Origin of the sequence: Acidovorax sp. SDU_ACID1 (assembly GCF_045291395.1) — a bacterium.
Lineage (GTDB): Bacteria > Pseudomonadota > Gammaproteobacteria > Burkholderiales > Burkholderiaceae_C > MR-S7.
Map to the genome: position 1 here is coordinate 1,220,751 of NZ_CP152342.1, position 18,021 is coordinate 1,238,771.

At 69.0% G+C, this 18,021-nt stretch carries 11 protein-coding genes, 2 tRNA genes and 2 pseudogenes; 13 read left to right on the plus strand and 2 right to left on the minus strand.

Going from position 1 to position 18,021, the window contains the following annotated elements; genetic code table 11:
* Nucleotides 1-94: 94 nt before the first annotated feature.
* Nucleotides 95-2,732: pseudogene (locus tag AAG689_RS05930) on the plus strand (DUF349 domain-containing protein); the annotation flags it as partial.
* Between the two features lie 170 nt (nt 2,733-2,902).
* Here AAG689_RS05930 and AAG689_RS05935 read toward each other — a convergent pair.
* Both AAG689_RS05935 and AAG689_RS05940 read right to left on the minus strand, forming a co-directional pair.
* Nucleotides 2,903-2,987 (minus strand) — tRNA-Leu (locus tag AAG689_RS05935).
* A gap of 163 nt (nt 2,988-3,150) precedes the next feature.
* Nucleotides 3,151-3,235, minus strand: a tRNA-Leu gene (locus AAG689_RS05940).
* A 19-nt stretch (nt 3,236-3,254) separates the two neighbouring features.
* On the opposite strand from AAG689_RS05940, the gene rnr reads away from it, so the two are divergent.
* From rnr to typA, 12 genes and pseudogenes are all read left to right on the plus strand, one after another.
* Nucleotides 3,255-5,543 (plus strand): ribonuclease R, encoded by a 2,289-nt coding sequence (rnr, locus tag AAG689_RS05945; RefSeq protein ID WP_406625138.1) that lies wholly within the window; start codon nt 3,255-3,257, stop codon nt 5,541-5,543.
* Between the two features lie 64 nt (nt 5,544-5,607).
* The gene (locus tag AAG689_RS05950; protein WP_406625139.1) at nt 5,608-6,363 is read left to right on the plus strand and encodes an SDR family oxidoreductase; all 756 of its coding nucleotides are present in this window, start codon (nt 5,608-5,610) and stop codon (nt 6,361-6,363) included.
* Nucleotides 6,360-7,096: pseudogene (locus AAG689_RS05955) on the plus strand (c-type cytochrome). Before AAG689_RS05950 ends, AAG689_RS05955 begins: the two are co-directional and overlap by 4 nt.
* Nucleotides 7,093-8,376 carry a c-type cytochrome gene (locus tag AAG689_RS05960; protein ID WP_406625140.1) on the plus strand — a complete coding sequence of 428 codons (1,284 nt, stop codon included), beginning with the start codon at nt 7,093-7,095 and terminating at the stop codon, nt 8,374-8,376. The pseudogene AAG689_RS05955 and the gene AAG689_RS05960 overlap by 4 nt, the downstream one beginning before the upstream one ends.
* Before the next feature lie 62 nt (nt 8,377-8,438).
* Nucleotides 8,439-8,780, plus strand: a complete 342-nt coding sequence (locus AAG689_RS05965) for a thioredoxin family protein (RefSeq protein ID WP_020227971.1) — start codon at nt 8,439-8,441, stop codon at nt 8,778-8,780.
* Nucleotides 8,781-8,963: 183 nt separating this feature from the next.
* A complete protein-coding gene (gene rimP, locus AAG689_RS05970) occupies nt 8,964-9,551 on the plus strand; it encodes a ribosome maturation factor RimP (RefSeq protein ID WP_024001168.1) in 588 nt (195 codons plus the stop codon).
* A 70-nt stretch (nt 9,552-9,621) separates the two neighbouring features.
* Nucleotides 9,622-11,109, plus strand: a complete 1,488-nt coding sequence (nusA, locus tag AAG689_RS05975) for a transcription termination factor NusA (protein ID WP_406625141.1) — start codon at nt 9,622-9,624, stop codon at nt 11,107-11,109.
* Between the two features lie 24 nt (nt 11,110-11,133).
* The gene (infB, locus tag AAG689_RS05980; RefSeq protein ID WP_406625142.1) at nt 11,134-13,947 is read left to right on the plus strand and encodes a translation initiation factor IF-2; all 2,814 of its coding nucleotides are present in this window, start codon (nt 11,134-11,136) and stop codon (nt 13,945-13,947) included.
* A gap of 24 nt (nt 13,948-13,971) precedes the next feature.
* Entirely contained in the window at nt 13,972-14,652 is a 681-nt protein-coding gene (lepB, locus tag AAG689_RS05985) for a signal peptidase I (protein WP_406625143.1), read from the plus strand.
* A 6-nt stretch (nt 14,653-14,658) separates the two neighbouring features.
* Nucleotides 14,659-15,036, plus strand: coding sequence for a 30S ribosome-binding factor RbfA (rbfA, locus tag AAG689_RS05990; RefSeq protein WP_020227976.1), 378 nt, complete (start codon nt 14,659-14,661; stop codon nt 15,034-15,036).
* Nucleotides 15,033-16,019: a tRNA pseudouridine(55) synthase TruB gene (gene truB / locus AAG689_RS05995; RefSeq protein WP_406625144.1), complete on the plus strand. Its 987-nt coding sequence runs from the start codon at nt 15,033-15,035 to the stop codon at nt 16,017-16,019. The genes rbfA and truB overlap by 4 nt, the downstream gene beginning before the upstream one ends.
* 13 nt (nt 16,020-16,032) lie before the next feature.
* Nucleotides 16,033-17,862: a translational GTPase TypA gene (gene typA / locus AAG689_RS06000; protein WP_020227978.1), complete on the plus strand. Its 1,830-nt coding sequence runs from the start codon at nt 16,033-16,035 to the stop codon at nt 17,860-17,862.
* The last annotated feature ends 159 nt before the right edge of the window (nt 17,863-18,021 follow it).

The window sequence follows — 18,021 nt, forward strand, 5'->3', positions numbered from 1 at the left end:
GCGCGCAGCGTGGCGGCAGGCTCCGGCACGGGCGGCGCAGGCCGCCCGTTTCTCACCACAAGAACCCATGTTCCCTTTTTCTTCTCGCAGCAAAATGTCCGACGCACCTGAAGCGACCCCGGCCCCGGCCAAGACCTCCGAGCCGCATCCTCTCGACGCGTTGACGGGCGGCGCCTTCTCCGCGCCCACGTCGGGCGAGCGGTCGGCACGCATCCGCGAGTGGCTCGCCACCCAGCCCGCCGCCGACAAGCTGCAGGAGGTGTTCAAGGAGCTGAGCGCGCGCGACAAGGGCGCGGCGCGCGCCGTGCGCGAGCGGCTCGACGAAATCCGCCGCGCTGGCGCGCAGGAAGCCATCGCCGCCGAATGGGCCGCCAAGGCCGAGGCCCTGCTGGCGTTGCCCAAGCTCAACATCGCCGACGCCCTGGCGTGGCAGCGCGACGCCGCCAAGGCCGGCGCGCCGCTGTCGCGCGAGCCCCTGTCCGTGTTCAAGACGCAGCTGGCCGACCGCGTGAAAACCATCGAAGACCTGCAGCACCGCGTGCAGGTGCAGCGCGAAGCGGCCGTGCTGCTCGCGCAGCGCATCGAAGTGCTCTCCACCAAGCCCTGGCGCGACGCGCAGGCGGCGCTGGACGTGCTGGGCGCCGACGTGGGCCGCTGGCGCGAGCAGGCGCAAGAGCTCACGGGCGACGCCGCATGGCCCAGCGTGGAGGCGCGCTTCCCCACGCAACTGGAGGCATCGCAGAGCCAGCTCCAGGTGGTGTGGGAAGCCTTCCAGTCCGCCCTGGCCCAGACCGCGGCCGCTGCCGAGGACGCGCAGGCCCCCTGCCGCCCGTGCCCGTGTGGGCCGACGAACTGCGCGCCGCGCGCGGCCTGCCCACCGAGGCTGCCGCCGCGGCGGCCAAGGCAGCCCCCGCCAAGCCCAAGGTGGACCCGCAGCAGCGTGACAAGGCCATGCAGGCCGTGCGCGAGGCCCTGGCCACGCTGGAGAAGGAAACGGCCGAAGGCCACGGCAAGGCCAGCGTGGGCGCCGCCGCCGCGCTGCGCGGCGTGCTCAAGGTGCACGGCCGCGTCATCGACAACGAGCTGGAGCAGCGCGGGCATGCGGCGCTGGTGGCCGCGGGCGAGCTCGAAGGCTGGCAGCGCTGGAGTGCCGACCAGGTGCGCGAAGACCTCGTGGCGCGTGCCGAGGCGCTCCTGCAGCGTCCCGAAGGCCAGGCTTTGGGCGGGCGCAAGATGCAGGAGACGCTGCGCCAGCTGCGCGAGCAGTGGAAGCAGGCCGACCAGGGCGCCCCCGCCAACCACGGGCTGTGGAAGAAGTTCGACGACGCCTGCAACGCCGCCCACAAGGTGGTCGAGGCCTGGCTCGACAAGGTGCGCACCGAGGCCGCCGAGCACCGCGCGCAGCGCCAGGCGCTGATCGACGAGGTCAACGCCTGGGCCCAGGCGCAGCGCGAGGGCGCGGCCGCCGACTGGAAGGCCGCGGGCCGTGCGCTGCACCAGTTTGCCGAGCGCTGGCGCGCCGGCGGCCATGTGAGCGAAAAGGTCTTCGCCGAGCTGCAGCCGGTGTGGAAGCAGGCCCTGGCCGCTGCCAGCGCTCCGCTGGACGCCGCGCAGAAGGCCAGCCTGGAGCGCCGCCACGCCATGATCGAGGAAGCCACCGCGCTGGGCGCCGCGCCCGCGCTGCGCATCGATGCCATCAAGGCCCTGCAGCAGCGCTGGCAGGCCGAGGCGCAGGCCGTGCCGCTGGACCGCAAGCAGGAGCAGCGCCTGTGGGACGCCTTCCGCAAGCCCATCGACGAGGCCTTCAACCGCAAGAGCGCGCAGCGCGAACGCACCGCTACCGAGCTGAGTGCGCGCGACCGCGCCGTGCTCGACGCCTCCAAGGCGCTCGAAGCCGCGAACGCGGGCGGCGACGCCCAGCAGATCCGCTCTGCCATGGCCGCGCTGGAGGCTGCGTTGCGCAGCCAGGCAGAGGCGCAATCCGAGGAAAAAACGGCTCCAGCGCAGGAAGGGGAAGGGCCCGCGCAAGCAGCGCCTGAAAGCGCAGCAGGAGAAACGGCCGAGGCGCCCAAGGCTGCGCCGCGCCCCGTGGTCGCCGTGCGTGGCGACGACCGCCCCGGCATGAAGAAGGACGCTCCCGCAGCGCCCGGCCGCGGCCCCGCACGCCCTGGCGACCGCAGGGACGGCCGCGGCCCGCGTGAGGGTGGCGCGCGCGAGGGCGCAGGGCGCATGGGGGGGATCGCGGCGGCCGTTTCGGCGACCGCGAGCCGCGCGGCCCGCGCCTGGGCGATGCGGCCTTCCGCGCCCAGCGCGAGGCCATGGACCACGCCCAGGCCGCGCTGCGCAAGCTGGCCGCGCAGGCGCATGGCGAAGCCCTCACGCAGCTGCTGGCGGCCTGGGAGAAGCGCGACGCCGCGCAACTGCCCAGCGCCCAGGAACTGGGCGGCCCCGTGACTGCCGCCGTGCGCGGCGCATGGGCGCAGTCGCTCTCCGCAGCGCCTGCGGGCGATGCCGCCGAGGCGCTGCTGCGCCTGGAAATGGCGGCCGAAGTGCCCACCCCCGCCGAGCAACTGCCGGCGCGCCGGGCGCTGCAGCTGCAGCTGCTGACCAAGCGCAACGATCCCGCTCCTGCCCAGACCTGGGGGCAGGACACGGCGCGCGTGCTGGCCGCCCCCAGCGACACGGCCAGCGCGCGGCGCCTGCAGAGCGCCCTCAAGGCGCTGCTGCGCAAGAGCGGAGCGCGTAGCGCGCTCCTGAAAAAAGAGCTGCCTGCGCCTACTGGCTGGGCGTTTCAGGTTCAAAAATACCTGAAACCCTTGTGCAGCAAGCGCAGGCAGCTCTCTTTTGTGATGTGCGCAGGCATGAAAAAAGCCGCTGTGGCGACACAGCGGCTTTTTGTATTTGGTGCCCAGGAGAGGACTCGAACCTCCACGATGTTACTCGCTAGTACCTGAAACTAGTGCGTCTACCAATTCCGCCACCTGGGCATTTCAGGGAAGCCACGATTATAGGACAGGTTTTTTGGCCTTCCAGTCAAAAACCGAAAAATTTCTGCGGCGGCCGTGCGTGGCCTGCGGCGGGGCAATAAAAAAAGCCGCTTTCAGCGAAAGCGGCCTTTTGTAGGAAACCCTGGCGGGTTCTCGTTAAACTTGGTGCCCAGGAGAGGACTCGAACCTCCACGATGTTACTCGCTAGTACCTGAAACTAGTGCGTCTACCAATTCCGCCACCTGGGCATTTCAGGAAAGACAGAGATTGTATATCAAAAAAAATCACTCCAGTGCACCCGCGCCGCAGCTCTCGTTGGATGAGATCGAAGGCAGCGTGCAGGGGCACCGGGACGGGCACGGTTTCGTCCTGCGCGACGACGGGCAGGCCGACATCTACCTGCCTCCCAACGAGATGCGCGCCGTGCTGCACAAGGACCGCGTGCGCGTGCGCATCGTGCGCCACGACCGTCGGGGCCGGCCCGAGGGCCGCGTGGTCGAGATCGTCGAGCGGCTGCCCCAGCCCATCATCGGCCGCCTGCTGCAGGAAAGTGGCGTGTGGCTGGTGGCGCCGGAGGATAAGCGCTACGGCCAGGACGTGCTGATTCCCAAAGGCGCCACCGGCGCGGCGACGCCCGGCCAGGTGGTCGTGGTCGAGCTGACCGAGCCGCCCGCCTTGTTCGGCCAGCCCGTGGGCCGGGTGGTCGAAGTGCTGGGCGAGGTGGACGACCCCGGCATGGAGGTGGAGATCGCGGTGCGCAAGTACGGCGTGCCGCACGAATTCTCCGAGGCCTGCCTGGCCGAGACCAAGGCGCTGCCCGACAAGGTGCGCGCCAAGGACAAGCGCCAGCGCGTGGACCTGACGGACGTGCCGCTGGTCACCATCGACGGCGAGGACGCGCGCGACTTCGACGACGCCGTGTACTGCGAGCCGGCGCGCGTGGGCCGCGGCAAGGGCTGGCGCCTGCTGGTGGCCATCGCCGACGTGAGCCACTACGTGGAGACGGGCAGCGCGATCGACGTGGATGCCTACGACCGCGCCATCAGCGTGTACTTTCCCCGGCGCGTCATCCCCATGCTGCCGGAGAAGCTCTCCAACGGCCTGTGCTCGCTGAACCCGCACGTCGAGCGCCTGTGCATGGTCTGCGACATGCTGGTGACGGCCAAGGGTGAGATCCACGCCTACCAGTTCTACCCGGCAGTGATGCTCAGCCACGCCCGGTTCACCTACAACGAGGTGGCCGCCATCCTGGCCAACACCCGCGGGCCGGAGGCCAGCCGCTACAAGGAGCGCGTGGACAACCTGCTACACCTGCACGACGTGTACCGCGCACTGCTCGGGGCGCGCCAGACGCGCGGCGCGGTGGACTTCGAGACCACGGAGACGCAGATCGTCTGCGACGACAACGGCCGCATCGAGCGCATCGTGCCGCGCGTGCGTACCGAGGCCCACCGGCTGATCGAGGAGGCCATGCTGGCGGCCAACGTCTGCAGCGCGGACTTCATCGGGCAGGCCGACCGCCCCGGCCTGTACCGCGTGCACGAAGGCCCCACGCCGGAAAAGCAGGACATCCTGCGCTCCTACCTCAAGGCCATGGGCGTGGGCATGACGATCGGTGACGACCCGCGTCCGTCGGAGTTCCAGGCCATCGCCGATGCGACCAAGGAGCGGCCCGACGCGCAGCAGATCCACACCATGCTGCTGCGCTCCATGCAGCAGGCGATCTACACGCCCGTCAACAGCGGGCACTTCGGGCTGGCCTTCGAGGCCTACACACACTTCACCAGCCCCATCCGCCGCTACCCCGACCTGCTGGTGCACCGCGTCATCAAGTCCGTCCTGGGCAAGAGCCGCTACGTGCTGCCCCAGCTGCCCACGCCGGGCGAGGCGCAGTTCAAGCTGGCCAAGCGCCTGGCGGCCTCCAAGGCGTCGGACGGCGCCAAGCCGCCGCGCGGCAAGGCAGCGGGCAGCAGCCGCGAGATCGAGGCATGGGAGGCCGCCGGCCTGCACTGCAGCGCCAACGAGCGCCGCGCCGACGAAGCCAGCCGCGACGTGGAGGCCTGGCTCAAGTGCCAATACATGCGCGAGCACCTGGGCGAGGAGTACAGCGGCGTCGTGAGCGCGGCGACCAGCTTCGGCATCTTCGTCACCCTGGATGCGCTGTACGTCGAGGGCCTGGTGCACATCACCGAGCTGGGCGGCGAATACTTCAAGTTCGACGAGGCGCGCCAGGAGCTGCGGGGCGAGCGCACCGGCATCCGCTATTCCATCGGCACGCGGGTGCGCGTGCAGGTCAGCCGCGTGGACCTGGACGGGCGCAAGATCGACTTCCGCCTCGTGCGCGACGAGATGGACGGCATGCCTGCCAAGCCCGGCAAGGCCGCGAAAGGGCGAGAATCGCCCGTGCGTGCTCCGGTGGACGATGCCAGGGCGTCCGCCCCGGCGCGCGGGCAGGCCCGCAGCGGCGCACGCGGCAAGGCGGACAAGCCCTCCGGCCGCAAGCCCGAAGCCGGAAAGGCCGGCCGCGGCGGCAAGGGCCGCCGCTCGCGCGGCTGAGTCTTCTGCACCTTGCGGGCGCTGCCCGCATCCCCACCACCCTTTGAGAACAAGAGGCATCGCCATGAGTGAGACTTCCAAAATCGCCATCGTCACGGGCGCCGGCACCGGCATCGGCAAGGCGGCTGCGCTGGCCCTGCTGGGCAACGGCTGGACCGTAGCATTGGCCGGCCGCCGCGAGCAGCCGCTGCTGGACGCCGCGGCCGAATCGGGCGCCGGGCAGCGTGCCCTGGCCGTGCCCACCGATGTGTCGGACCCGCAGGCCGTGCGCAGCCTGTTCGACCAGGTGGTGGAGCGCTTCGGCCGCGTGGACCTGCTGTTCAACAACGCCGGTGTGGGCGCCCCCGCCGTCCCCCTGGAAGACCTGCCGGTGGAGCAGTGGAAGAACGTGGTGGACATCAACCTGAACGGCATGTTCTATTGCATCCAGAACGCCTTCCGCGTGATGAAGGCGCAGGCGCCGCGCGGCGGGCGCATCATCAACAACGGCTCCATCTCCGCCCACACGCCGCGCCCCAATTCCATCGCCTACACCGCCACCAAGCACGCGGTGATGGGCATGACGAAGACGGCCTCGCTCGACGGGCGCAAGTACGACATCGCCGTGGGCCAGATCGACGTGGGCAACGCGGGGACGGAACTGGCCCAGCGCATGACCCAGGGCGTGATGCAGGCGCACGGCGCCGTCGCACCCGAGCCGCTGATGGACGTGAACATCGTCGGGCAGTCGGTGCTCTACATGGCCAACCTGCCGCTCGAAGCCAACGTGATGTTCCACACCGTCATGGCCACGAAGATGCCGTTCGCCGGACGCGGATGAGCGCGCTCCTCCGGGCGCTGGCGGTGTGGGCCGCCATCCTGGCGCCGTCTGCCTGGGCGGCCGATGCGGACCATCCTCCCGTGGAGTCGATGGCATCGCGCGTGCTGGCATGTACCGCGTGCCACGGGCGCGAAGGGCGGGCCACGCCGGGCGGCTATTTCCCGCGCATCGCGGGCAAGCCCGCAGGCTATCTCTACCATCAGCTGCTCAACTTCCGCGACGGGCGGCGCAGCTACCCTCCCATGTCGTACCTGCTGGAGCACCTGACGGACGACTACCTGCGCGAGATCGCGGAGCATTTCGCCGCGCTGGACCTGCCTTATGCGCCGCCCCCCAGCCTGCGCAGGCCCCTGCCGCCGTGCTGCAGCGGGGGCGCGCGCTCGTGCTGCAGGGCGATGCCGGGCGCGACCTCCCGGCCTGCGTGCACTGCCATGGAGAGTCTTTGACCGGCGTGGCGCCGTTCATTCCCGGCCTGCTGGGCCTGTCGCGTGACTATGTGAACAGCCAATTGGGTGCCTGGCAGACCGGCCAGCGGCGCGCGCAGGCGCCCGACTGCATGGCGCAAGTGGCCCGGCAGCTCTCGGTGGAAGACGTGAGCGCCGTGTCCGCATGGCTGGCCTCCCAGCCCGTGCCTGCGCAGGGGCGGCCGGCTACTGCGCTGGCGATGCGGCTGCCGTTGCCCTGCGGCGGCGTGCCGCAGCAGCTGCAAGCGGCGGCGGGAGGTGTGCGATGACGTCCCGCCTCGCGCTCTGGGGGGCAGGCCTGGCCTGCGCCGTGGCCGTCGCGGCGGCGGGCGTGTGGGCGCTCAACCGCCTCGACGAGGCGCCTCTGCCCGCGCAGGACGCGCCCGTGTCCTCGGCGCCCGAAACCATCGCGCGGGGGGAATACCTGGCGCGTGCGGGCAATTGCATCTCCTGCCATACGAGCCCGGGAGGCGCCGCCTTCGCGGGCGGGCGGGCGATCGACACGCCCTTCGGCTCCATCTACGCCTCCAACCTGACGCCGCACGATGCCACGGGCATCGGCCGGTGGACGTCTTCCGAATTCTGGCGCGCACTGCACAACGGCCGTTCGCGCGACGGCCGCCTGCTGTACCCTGCGTTTCCCTATCCCAACTACACGCGCGTGACGCGCGAGGACTCGGACGCCATCTTCAGCTATCTGCGCAGCCTCGCGCCGGTCGAGCAGCCCAGCCCTGCGCATGCGCTGCGGTTCCCGTACAACACGCAGGCCGCGCTGGCGGTCTGGCGGGCATTGTTCTTCCGTCCCGGCGTGCTGGACGCGCAGCCCGGGCAAACCGACGAATGGAACCGCGGTGCCTACCTGGTCCAGGGACTGGGCCATTGCGCTGCATGCCACACGCCGCGCAACGCCCTGGGTGCCACGCGCGAGGGGGCGGCCTTCCAGGGCGGGCTGATGCCGGTGCAGAACTGGTATGCCCCTGCACTGAATTCCGCGCGCGAGGCCGGGCTGGCGGCGTGGCCGCTGGAGGATGCCGTAGCGCTGCTCAAGACCGGCGTGTCTCCCCGGGCGGCCGTTTCCGGCCCCATGGCGGAGGTGGTGTTCCGCAGCCTGCAGTACCTGAGCGAGGAGGACCTGCGTGCCATGGCCACCTATTTGCGTGGCTTGCCGCAGGCGCAGGACGCGCCCCTGCCGGTGGCCAGGCCATCGCAGAAGGTCATGGAGCGGGGCGAGCAGGTGTATGCGCAGCACTGTGCGCAATGCCACGGCCGGCAGGGGGAGGGGAGCGCCGGCGCATTTCCCGCGCTGGCAGGCAACCGCGCGGTGGAGATGCCGGAAACCGTCAACCTGGTGCGCGTGCTGCTGCAAGGCGGCTACCTGCCGGCCACCCAGGGCAACCCGCGTCCCCATGGCATGCCGCCTTTCATGCACAGCCTGGGCGACGAGGACATGGCCGCGGTGCTTTCCTACATCCGCGCAGCCTGGGGCAACCAGGGCTCCAGGGTGGATACCATTGACGTCCACCGCGGCCGGGAGCGGCGCGGCCATTGACATCGAGCACCTCCTCCATGGGCCCACCTGCCGAACCGAATGCGACGACCCCTGCCTCTTCCATGCGGGAAGGGTTGTGGGTCATCTGCCTGTGCGCGCAGTGGTGCGACGTGTGCCGCCAGTACCGCGCCGGTTTCGAGGCCCTGGCCCGCGAGTGGCCCGGGGCCCGGTTCCTGTGGGTGGATGTGGAGGACGAGGAAGGCGTCGTCGGCGACGTGGACGTGGAGACTTTCCCCACGCTCCTGATCGGCGACGGCCGGGGCGTGCGCTTCCTGGGGCCTCTGCTGCCGCAGGCCGGCGTGCTGGGGCGGCTGCTGCAAGGGCTCGGCAGCAAAGGGTTTTCCCCTGTGGCGGACGGGCCTGCGGAAGCGCTGTTGCGGCGCATTGTTGCCAGCCGCGCTTGAATGCAAGATGCGTGCCGCGATCCTTTGCATCGCGGGGCATTAGCGAGTACAATACTCGCTTCACGACCAATCGGGCGGGTACCAACCGCCCGTTTTTTTTGGGCGTTTGCTTTTCAGTCCCGGCCGCCACGAAGGCGAGGGCAGGCCGGGCATTTCATCTGGAATTGGACAGAGCGCACACAAGTGGCATTGCAGCAGATTGTTGAACAGACCGTGGCCGGGTTGGGCTATGACCTGGTGGAGATCGAACGCTCCGCAGGGGGGCTGCTGCGTATCACCATCGACCTCCCGTGGACTCCCGTGCAGGAGGGCGAGCCGCCCGCCGCGGAGCAGTTCATCACCGTGGAAGATTGCGAGAAGGTCACGCGCCAGCTCCAGTTCGCGCTGGAGGTCGAGGGCGTGGACTACAAGCGCCTGGAGGTGTCCTCCCCGGGCATCGACCGCCTGCTGCGCAACGAGCGCGACTTCGAGCGCTTCGAGGGCGAGATGGTCGACATCACGCTCAAGGCCCCGCTGGGTGCGGCGGCGGGCGGGCAGGTGTCTGCCAACCGCAAGAAATTCCGGGGCACGCTGGAGCGCGTGCAGGCCGGTGGCTGGCAGGTCGTGTGGAGCGACGAGCCGCCCCCGAAGCCAGGCCAGCGCGTGAGCAAGAAGCGCGTGCCGCCGCCGCTGCAGGCGCTGGGGTTCACGTTCGACGAGCTGCGCGAGGCGCGGCTGGCGCCCATCGTGGACTTCAAGGGGCGGGGCGCCAAGCCCGGGACCGAAGGCTGAGAAACCGAACAGTGGGGCCGCCGTGCATGGCCGGGGCCCACGAGAGATTGAGAAACAGGAGAGTCGTCGCATGAATCGCGAATTGTTGATGTTGGTGGAAGCCATTTCGCGCGAGAAGAACGTCGAGCGCGATGTGGTCTTGGGCGCGGTGGAGTCGGCGCTGGCGCAGGCCACGAAGAAGCTGTACCAGGGCGAGGTGGACATCCGCGTGGCCATCGACCGCGACAGCGGCGAGTACGAGACTTTCCGCCGCTGGCTGGTGGTGCCCGACGACGCGGGCCTGCAGAACCCCGACGCCGAAGAACTGCTGATGGATGCGCAGGAGCGCGTCCCCGACATCGAGGTGGGCGAATACATCGAGGAATCGGTGGAGTCCGTGCCCATCGGCCGCATCGGCGCAATGGCCGCCAAGCAGGTGATCCTGCAGAAGATCCGCGACGCCGAGCGCGAGATGCTGCTCAACGACTTCATGAGCCGTGGGGAGAGGATCTTCACCGGCACCGTCAAGCGCATGGACAAGGGCGACATCATCGTCGAGTCCGGCCGCGTGGAAGGGCGCCTGCGCCGCAGCGAGATGATCCCCAAGGAGAACCTGCGCAACGGCGACCGTGTGCGTGCCATGATCATGGAGGTGGACCTGACGCTGCGCGGCGCGCCCATCCTCCTGTCGCGCTCGGCGCCCGAGTTCATGATCGAGCTGTTCCGCAACGAAGTGCCCGAGATCGAGCAGGGCCTGCTGGAGATCAAGAGCTGCGCCCGCGACCCGGGCAGCCGCGCCAAGATCGCCGTGCTGTCGCACGACAAGCGCGTGGACCCGATCGGCACCTGCGTGGGCGTGCGCGGCACACGCGTGAATGCCGTGACCAACGAGCTGGCAGGCGAGCGCGTGGACATCGTGCTCTGGTCCGAGGACCCCGCCCAGTTCGTGATCGGCGCGCTGGCGCCGGCCAACGTGTCGTCCATCGTGGTGGATGAGGAAAAACATGCCATGGACGTGGTGGTGGACGAGGAGAACCTCGCCATCGCCATCGGCCGCGGCGGCCAGAACGTGCGCCTGGCCTCGGACCTCACGGGCTGGAAGATCAACATCATGGACGCGGCCGAAAGCGCCCAGAAGCAGGCCGAGGAAACCGACGCGGCCCGCAAGCTGTTCATGGAGAAGCTCGACGTGGACGAGGAGATCGCCGACATCCTGATCGAGGAAGGCTTCGCCAGCCTCGAGGAGGTGGCCTACGTGCCGCTGCAGGAAATGCTGGAGATCGAGAGCTTCGACGAAGACACCGTGAACGAGCTGCGCGCCCGCGCCAAGGACGCGCTGTTGACCATGGAAATCGCCCGCGAGGAGAGCATCGGCACCGTCTCCCAGGATCTGCGCGACCTGGAAGGCCTCAATGCCGAGCTGATCGCCAAGCTCGCCGCCGGCGGAGTGCATACGCGTGATGACCTGGCCGATCTGGCCATTGACGAATTGACCGAACTGACCGGCCAGACCGCCGAGGATGCCAAGGCCTTGATCATGAAGGCGCGTGAGCACTGGTTTGCCGCGGGGCAAGAGTAAAGGTCAGGGAGGTTCGAACTGAATATGTCGAGTAACACTGTTGCCGAGTTCGCTGCAGAGCTCAAGAAATCGCCTGAAACCCTGCTGGAGCAGCTCAAGTCTGCCGGCGTGGCCAAGACGTCCGCGGTCGATGCGCTGAACGAGTCCGACAAGCAAAAGCTTCTGGCCTATTTGCAGGCCAGCCACGGTACCGTGGGCGGCGACCGCAAGAAGATCACCCTGGTGAAGAAGTCCACCAGCGAGATCAAGCAGGCCGACGCCACGGGCAAGGCGCGCACCATCCAGGTGGAAGTGCGCAAGAAGCGCACCTTCATCAAGCGCGACGACGCTGCCGAGGCGCCCGAGGCACCCTCCGCCGAGGACCAGGACCTGGTTCGCCGCGAGGAAGAAGCGCGCCAGCAGGCCGAACTGTTCCGCCGCCAGGAGGAAGAGCTGGCCACACAGCGCCAGGAGCGCGAGGCGCGCGAGCGCCGCGAACGCGAGGCCGAGGAGCGCGCCGCCGCCTATGCGGCCCAGCAGGCCGAGAAGAAGGCCCAGGAATCCGCCGAGCGCCAGGAAGCGCAGCGCGAAGCCGCCGCCGAGGCCGAGGCACGCAACCAGGCGCAGGCCGAGGCGCGTGCCAAGGCCGAAGCCGAATCCAAGGCCCGCGCGGCCGAGGATGCAGCGCGCGCGGCCGACCTGGACGAGCGCCGCCGCAAGGCCCTGGCCGAGGCCGAGGCCATCCGCGCCATGATGGCCGCGCCCAAGAAGGTGCTCGTGGCCAAGAAGCCCGAGGAGGCCAAGCCGGCCGCCAAGGCAGCCACCCCCGCGGCCGATGCCAAGAAGGGCACGCTGCACAAGCCGGCCACCGGCACGGGCGGCGCCCGCGCGGGCGCGCCTGCCGCTCCGGGCGCGGGCAAGGAAGTGAAGTCCGCCAAGCTCTCGTCGAGCTGGGCCAACGACACGACCAAGAAGAAGGAAATCAAGACCCGCGGCGACAGCAGCGGCGGGGTGGGGCGCAACAACTGGCGCGGCGGCCCGCGCGGCCGGCGCGGCAACGACCGCGACGACCAGCGCCAGCAGCAGGCGCCGGCCGAGTTCCGCGCGATCGAGGTGCACGTGCCCGAGACCATCACCGTGGCCGAGCTGGCGCACAAGATGGCCATCAAGGCCTCCGAGGTCATCAAGGCGCTCATGAAGATGGGCCAGATGGTCACCATCAACCAGCCGCTGGACCAGGACACCGCCATGATCGTGGTGGAGGAAATGGGCCACAAGGCCGTGGTCGCCGCGCTGGACGATCCGGAAGCGTTCACCGCCGAGGAAGTCTCCGGCCACCAGGCAGAGGCCCTGTCGCGCGCGCCTGTGGTCACCGTCATGGGCCACGTGGACCACGGCAAGACCTCGCTGCTGGACTACATCCGCCGCTCCAAGGTGGCGGCGGGCGAGGCCGGCGGCATCACGCAGCACATCGGCGCCTACCACGTCGAGACGCCGCGCGGCATCGTCACCTTCCTGGACACCCCCGGCCACGAGGCCTTCACGGCCATGCGTGCCCGCGGCGCCCAGGCGACCGACATCGTCATCCTGGTGTGCGCAGCCGACGACGGCGTGATGCCCCAGACCAAGGAAGCCATCAAGCACGCGAAGGCGGCTGGCGTTCCCATCGTCGTGGCCATTACCAAGGCCGACAAGCCCGAAGCCAACCCCGACCGCGTCAAGCAGGAGCTGGTGGGCGAGCAGGTGGTGCCCGAGGAATACGGCGGCGACTCGCCCTTCGTGGCCGTGTCGTCCAAGACCGGCATGGGCATCGACGAGCTGCTGGAGCAGGTGCTGCTGCAAGCCGAAGTGCTGGAGCTCAAGGCCCCGGTGGACGCCATGGCCAAGGGCCTGGTCATCGAAGCCCAGCTCGACAAGGGCCGCGGCCCCGTGGCCACGGTGCTGGTGCAGTCCGGCACGCTCAAGGTGGGCGACGTGGTGCTCGCGGGCCAGACCTTCGGCCGCGTGCGTGCCATGACCGACGAGGACGGCCGCTCCACCAAGGAAGCCGGCCCCTCGATCCCTGTCGAGATCCAGGGCCTGACCGAGGTGCCCCAGGCGGGCGACGAGTTCATGGTGCTGTCCGACGAGCGCCGTGCACGCGAGATCGCGACCTACCGCGCGGGCAAGTTCCGCAACACCAAGCTGGCCAGGCAGCAGGCTGCCAAGCTGGAGAACATGTTCGCCGATATGGCAGCGGGCGAGGTGCAGAACCTGCCCATCATCATCAAGGCGGACGTGCAAGGCTCCCAGGAAGCGCTGGCGCAGTCGCTGCTCAAGCTTTCGACCGACGAGATCAAGGTCCAACTCGTGTATGCGGGCGTGGGCGGCATCAGCGAGTCCGACGTGAACCTGGCGATCGCCTCCAAGGCCATCGTGATCGGCTTCAACGTGCGTGCCGACGCAGGCGCGCGCAAGCTGGCCGAGAGCAACGGCGTGGACCTGCGCTACTACGGCATCATCTACGACGCCGTGGACGAGCTGAAGGTGGCCATGTCCGGCATGCTGGCGCCCGAGCAGCGCGAGGAAGTCATCGGCACGGCCGAGATCCGCACAGTGTTCGTGGCCTCCAAGATCGGCACGGTGGCCGGCTCCTACATCACCTCGGGCATGGTCCATCGCAACGCACGCTTCCGCCTGCTGCGCGACAACGTGGTGGTGTACACGGGCGAGGTCGAATCGCTGCGCCGCATCAAGGACGACGTCAAGGAAGTCAAGGAAGGCTTCGAGTGCGGTATCAAGCTCAAGAACTACAACGACATCCGCGAGGGTGACCAGCTGGAGTTCTTCGACATCAAGGAAATAGCACGGACGCTATAAGCAGGACGACGGGAAGGGCACGCTATGCAGATCATTCACAGAATGTGGCGTGAGCACCGCGGCTTCATGCTCTTCGTGGGGCTGATGCTCGTGTTCCGCTCGGCCGTGGCCGACTGGAACTACGTGCCCTCGTCGTCGATGAACCCGACCCTGTACGCGGGCGACCGCGTACTCGTGGACAAGCGTGCCTACAGCCTGCGCGTGCCCTTCACGCTGCACGAGGTGGCGCGCTGGGGTACGCCGCAGCGCGGCGACGTGATCACCTTCGACTCGCCGGCCGACGGGCTCAACCTCATCAAGCGTGTGGTGGCCGTGGCAGGCGACGAAGTGTCCATGTCGAACAACCAGCTGTTCCTGAACGGCCGGCCGCAGCCGCGCACCCTGGTGGATGTGCAGCGCGACATACCCACGGAGCAGGGCTTGCTGAAGGCCGAGGTCTGGCACGAAGCGCTGGACGGCCACATGATCGAGGTGGCCCGCCTGCCCGGCATGAACCTCTACACCGGCTTCGCGCCGGTGCGCGTGCCAGAAGGCCACGTGATGGTCATGGGCGACAGCCGTGACAACAGCAAGGATTCGCGTTTCCTCGGCTTCATCGACGTGCGCCGCGTCACCGGCAAGGCCGTGCGCGTGGTGCTGTCCCACGATCCGGACCATATGTACGTGCCGCGCGTGGACCGCTGGTGGCAACCCCTGCATCTTTGAACCGCCATGGCAGCCAAGAAATCATCCACCCCTAACCGCGGCTTCAAAGTCGCGGACCAGATCCAGCGCGACCTGACCGAGCTGATCCGCGAGTTGAAGGACCCGCGCATCGGCATGTGCACGCTGCAGGGCGTGGAGGTTACGCCCGACTACGCGCACGCCAAGGTGTTTTTCAGCGTGCTCGTGGGTGATGCCGATGCCACGCAGGAGGCGCTGAACCAGGCCGCGGGATTCCTGCGCAACGGCCTGTTCAAGCGCCTGCACATCCACACCGTGCCCACGCTGCACTTCGTGTTCGACCGCACCACCGAGCGCGCGGCCGACATGAATGCGCTGATCGCACGCGCGGTGGCCTCTCGTTCCAAGGACGACGACGACGCATGACCGAGCGCGCTCCCCGCATCCGGGTGCAGCGGCGCCCGGTGCACGGAGTGCTGCTGCTCGACAAACCCCTGGGCCTGTCCAGCAACGACGCCTTGCAGAAGGCGAAGTGGCTACTGCGCGCCGAGAAGGCGGGCCACACGGGCACGCTCGATCCGCTGGCCACGGGCGTGCTGCCGCTGTGCTTCGGCGCGGCCACCAAGTTCAGCCAGTTGCAGCTCGATGCGCCCAAGACCTACGAGGCCATCGCGCTGCTGGGCGTGACGACCGCGACCGGCGATGCCGAGGGCGAGGTGCTGCAGCGGCGGGCGGTCGACCCCGCGCAGCTCACGCCCGAGCGCCTGGCGGCCGTGCAGGCGCAGTTCACCGGCCCCATCCGGCAGGTACCGCCGATGCACAGCGCGCTCAAGAAGGACGGCAAGGCGCTCTATGAATACGCGCGCGCCGGTGTGTCCGTGGAGCGCGAGGCGCGCGACGTGACGATCCACGCATTGGAACTGACCCTGACGCAGGCTGGGCAGGCACAGCCAGCTATCAAGATGGTAGTGACGTGCAGCAAGGGCACCTACATCCGCACGCTGGGTGAGGACATCGGCGCGGCCCTGGGCTGCGGCGCGCACCTCACCTTCCTGCGCCGCACCGACACCGGGGGCCTGGGCGTCGCGCGCTGCGTGACGCTACCCGCGCTGGAGGCCATGGGCGAGGACGAGCGCCTGGCCTGCGTGCAGCCGGTGGAGACGCTGCTGGCCGGGCACGTGCCTGTCACGCTCGACGAAGACAATGCAGGCCGGTTCCTCTCCGGCATGCGCCGGCGCGGGCCCTGGCCCGATGCGCCGGCCGTGGCCGTGTTCGGCACGCGCCCACGCGCGCTGCTGGGCGTGGCACACATCACGCGGGGCGAGCTGATCCCTGGCCGGCTGCTCTCTCCCATCGAAATACAACAGATCCTGGAAAGCGCGCCGCGCGCTGCCAACGCGGCACATTGAAGGCAACAACGCTATGAGCAAACAAATCCGCAACATCGCCATCATCGCCCACGTCGACCATGGCAAGACCACCATGGTGGACCAGCTGCTGCGCCAGTCCGGCACCTTCGCCGCCCACGAGAAAGTCGTGGACACGGTGATGGACAACAACGCCATCGAGCGCGAGCGCGGCATCACCATCCTGGCGAAGAACTGCGCCGTGAGCTGGAACGGCACGCACATCAACATCCTCGACACGCCCGGCCACGCCGACTTCGGCGGCGAGGTGGAGCGCGCGCTCTCGATGGTGGACGGCGTGGTGCTGCTGATCGACGCGCAGGAAGGCCCCATGCCCCAGACGCGCTTCGTGACCAAGAAGGCGCTGGCCCTGGGCCTCAAGCCCATCGTGGTGGTCAACAAGGTGGACAAGCCCGGCGCCAACCCCGACAAGGTGGTGAACGCCGCGTTCGACCTGTTCGACAAGCTGGGCGCGACCGACGAGCAGCTCGACTTCCCCGTGGTCTATGCCTCCGGCATCAACGGCTGGAGCGCGCTGGAGCAGGGCGCGCCGGGCGAGCAGTGGGGCCCCGACATGTCGGCCCTGTTCGAGACCATCCTCAAGCATGTGCCCTCGGTCAAGGGCGACCCCTCCGCGCCGCTGCAGATGCAGGTGTCCGCGCTGGACTACTCCACCTTCGTGGGCCGCATCGGCGTGGGCCGCATCACGCAGGGCACGCTCAAGGCCGGCCAGGACGTGCTGGTCATGGCCGGCCCCGATGGCGAGAGCTACAAGGGCCGCGTGAACCAGATCCACCAGTTCCAGGGCCTGGACCGCGTGCAGGTGACCGAGGCCGGCCCCAGCGAGATCGTGCTCATCAACGGCATCGAGAACGTGGGCATCGGCGAGACGCTGACCGACCCGGCCAACCCGCAGCCGCTGCCCATGCTCAAGATCGACGAGCCCACGCTGACCATGAACTTCTGCGTGAACACCTCGCCGCTGGCGGGCCGCGAAGGCAAGTTCGTGACCAGCCGCCAGCTCTGGGACCGCCTGCAGAAGGAACTGCGCTCCAACGTGGCCCTGCGCGTGAAGGAGACCGACGAGGACGGGATCTTCGAGGTGTCCGGCCGGGGCGAACTGCACCTGACCATCCTGCTGGAGGAAATGCGCCGCGAGGGCTACGAGCTGGCCGTCTCCAAGCCGCGCGTGGTCTTCAAGGACATCGACGGCGAGCGCTGCGAGCCCATCGAGCTGGTGACCGCCGACATCGAGGAAGGCCACCAGGGCGGCGTGATGCAGGCGCTGGGCGAGCGCAAGGGCGAGCTGGTGAACATGGAGCCGGACGGCCGCGGGCGCGTGCGCCTGGAATACCGCATCCCTGCGCGTGGCCTGATCGGCTTCACCAACGAGTTCCTGAACCTGACGCGCGGCTCGGGCCTCATCAGCAACATCTTCGACAGCTACGAGCCGCACAAGGGCGACATCGGCGGGCGCAAGAACGGCGTGCTGATCTCCATGGACGACGGCGAGATCTTCACCTACGCCCTGGGCAAGCTGGACGACCGCGGCCGCATGTTCGTGCGCGCGGGCGACCCGGTGTACGAGGGCATGATCGTCGGCGTGCACAACCGCGACAACGACCTCGTGGTGAACGCCACGCGCACCAAGCAGCTCACCAACTTCCGCGTGAGCGGCAAGGAAGACGCGATCAAGATCACGCCGCCCATCGACCTCACGCTGGAATACGGCGTGGAGTTCATCGAGGACGACGAACTCGTCGAGATCACGCCCAAGAGCATCCGCCTGCGCAAGCGCCACCTCAAGGAGCACGAGCGCAAGCGCGCCAGCCGCGAGGGCGCATGACGCTGCGCGCCGGCTGACCGGCCCGTGGCCCGCAGGGCGAGCCGCTCCGCAAGGAGGGCTCGCCCTGCGCGCATCCGGGCCTGCGCAAAGCGGGCTGCGCGGCTACCGTGCGGCGCTGCACACAGCGATGCAGACAACGGCCTGTGGCAGCGACTGCGC

What these genes read in the sequence shown, in the direction of transcription:
- truB (WP_406625144.1), top strand. Translation starts at nt 15,033, where the DNA reads ATGACCGAGCGCGCTCCCCGCATCCGGGTGCAGCGGCGCCCGGTGCAC.
- typA (WP_020227978.1), top strand. Translation starts at nt 16,033, where the DNA reads ATGAGCAAACAAATCCGCAACATCGCCATCATCGCCCACGTCGACCAT.
- rbfA (WP_020227976.1), top strand. Translation starts at nt 14,659, where the DNA reads ATGGCAGCCAAGAAATCATCCACCCCTAACCGCGGCTTCAAAGTCGCG.
- AAG689_RS05950 (WP_406625139.1), top strand. Translation starts at nt 5,608, where the DNA reads ATGAGTGAGACTTCCAAAATCGCCATCGTCACGGGCGCCGGCACCGGC.
- nusA (WP_406625141.1), top strand. Translation starts at nt 9,622, where the DNA reads ATGAATCGCGAATTGTTGATGTTGGTGGAAGCCATTTCGCGCGAGAAG.
- lepB (WP_406625143.1), top strand. Translation starts at nt 13,972, where the DNA reads ATGCAGATCATTCACAGAATGTGGCGTGAGCACCGCGGCTTCATGCTC.
- AAG689_RS05960 (WP_406625140.1), top strand. Translation starts at nt 7,093, where the DNA reads ATGACGTCCCGCCTCGCGCTCTGGGGGGCAGGCCTGGCCTGCGCCGTG.
- infB (WP_406625142.1), top strand. Translation starts at nt 11,134, where the DNA reads ATGTCGAGTAACACTGTTGCCGAGTTCGCTGCAGAGCTCAAGAAATCG.
- AAG689_RS05965 (WP_020227971.1), top strand. Translation starts at nt 8,439, where the DNA reads ATGCGGGAAGGGTTGTGGGTCATCTGCCTGTGCGCGCAGTGGTGCGAC.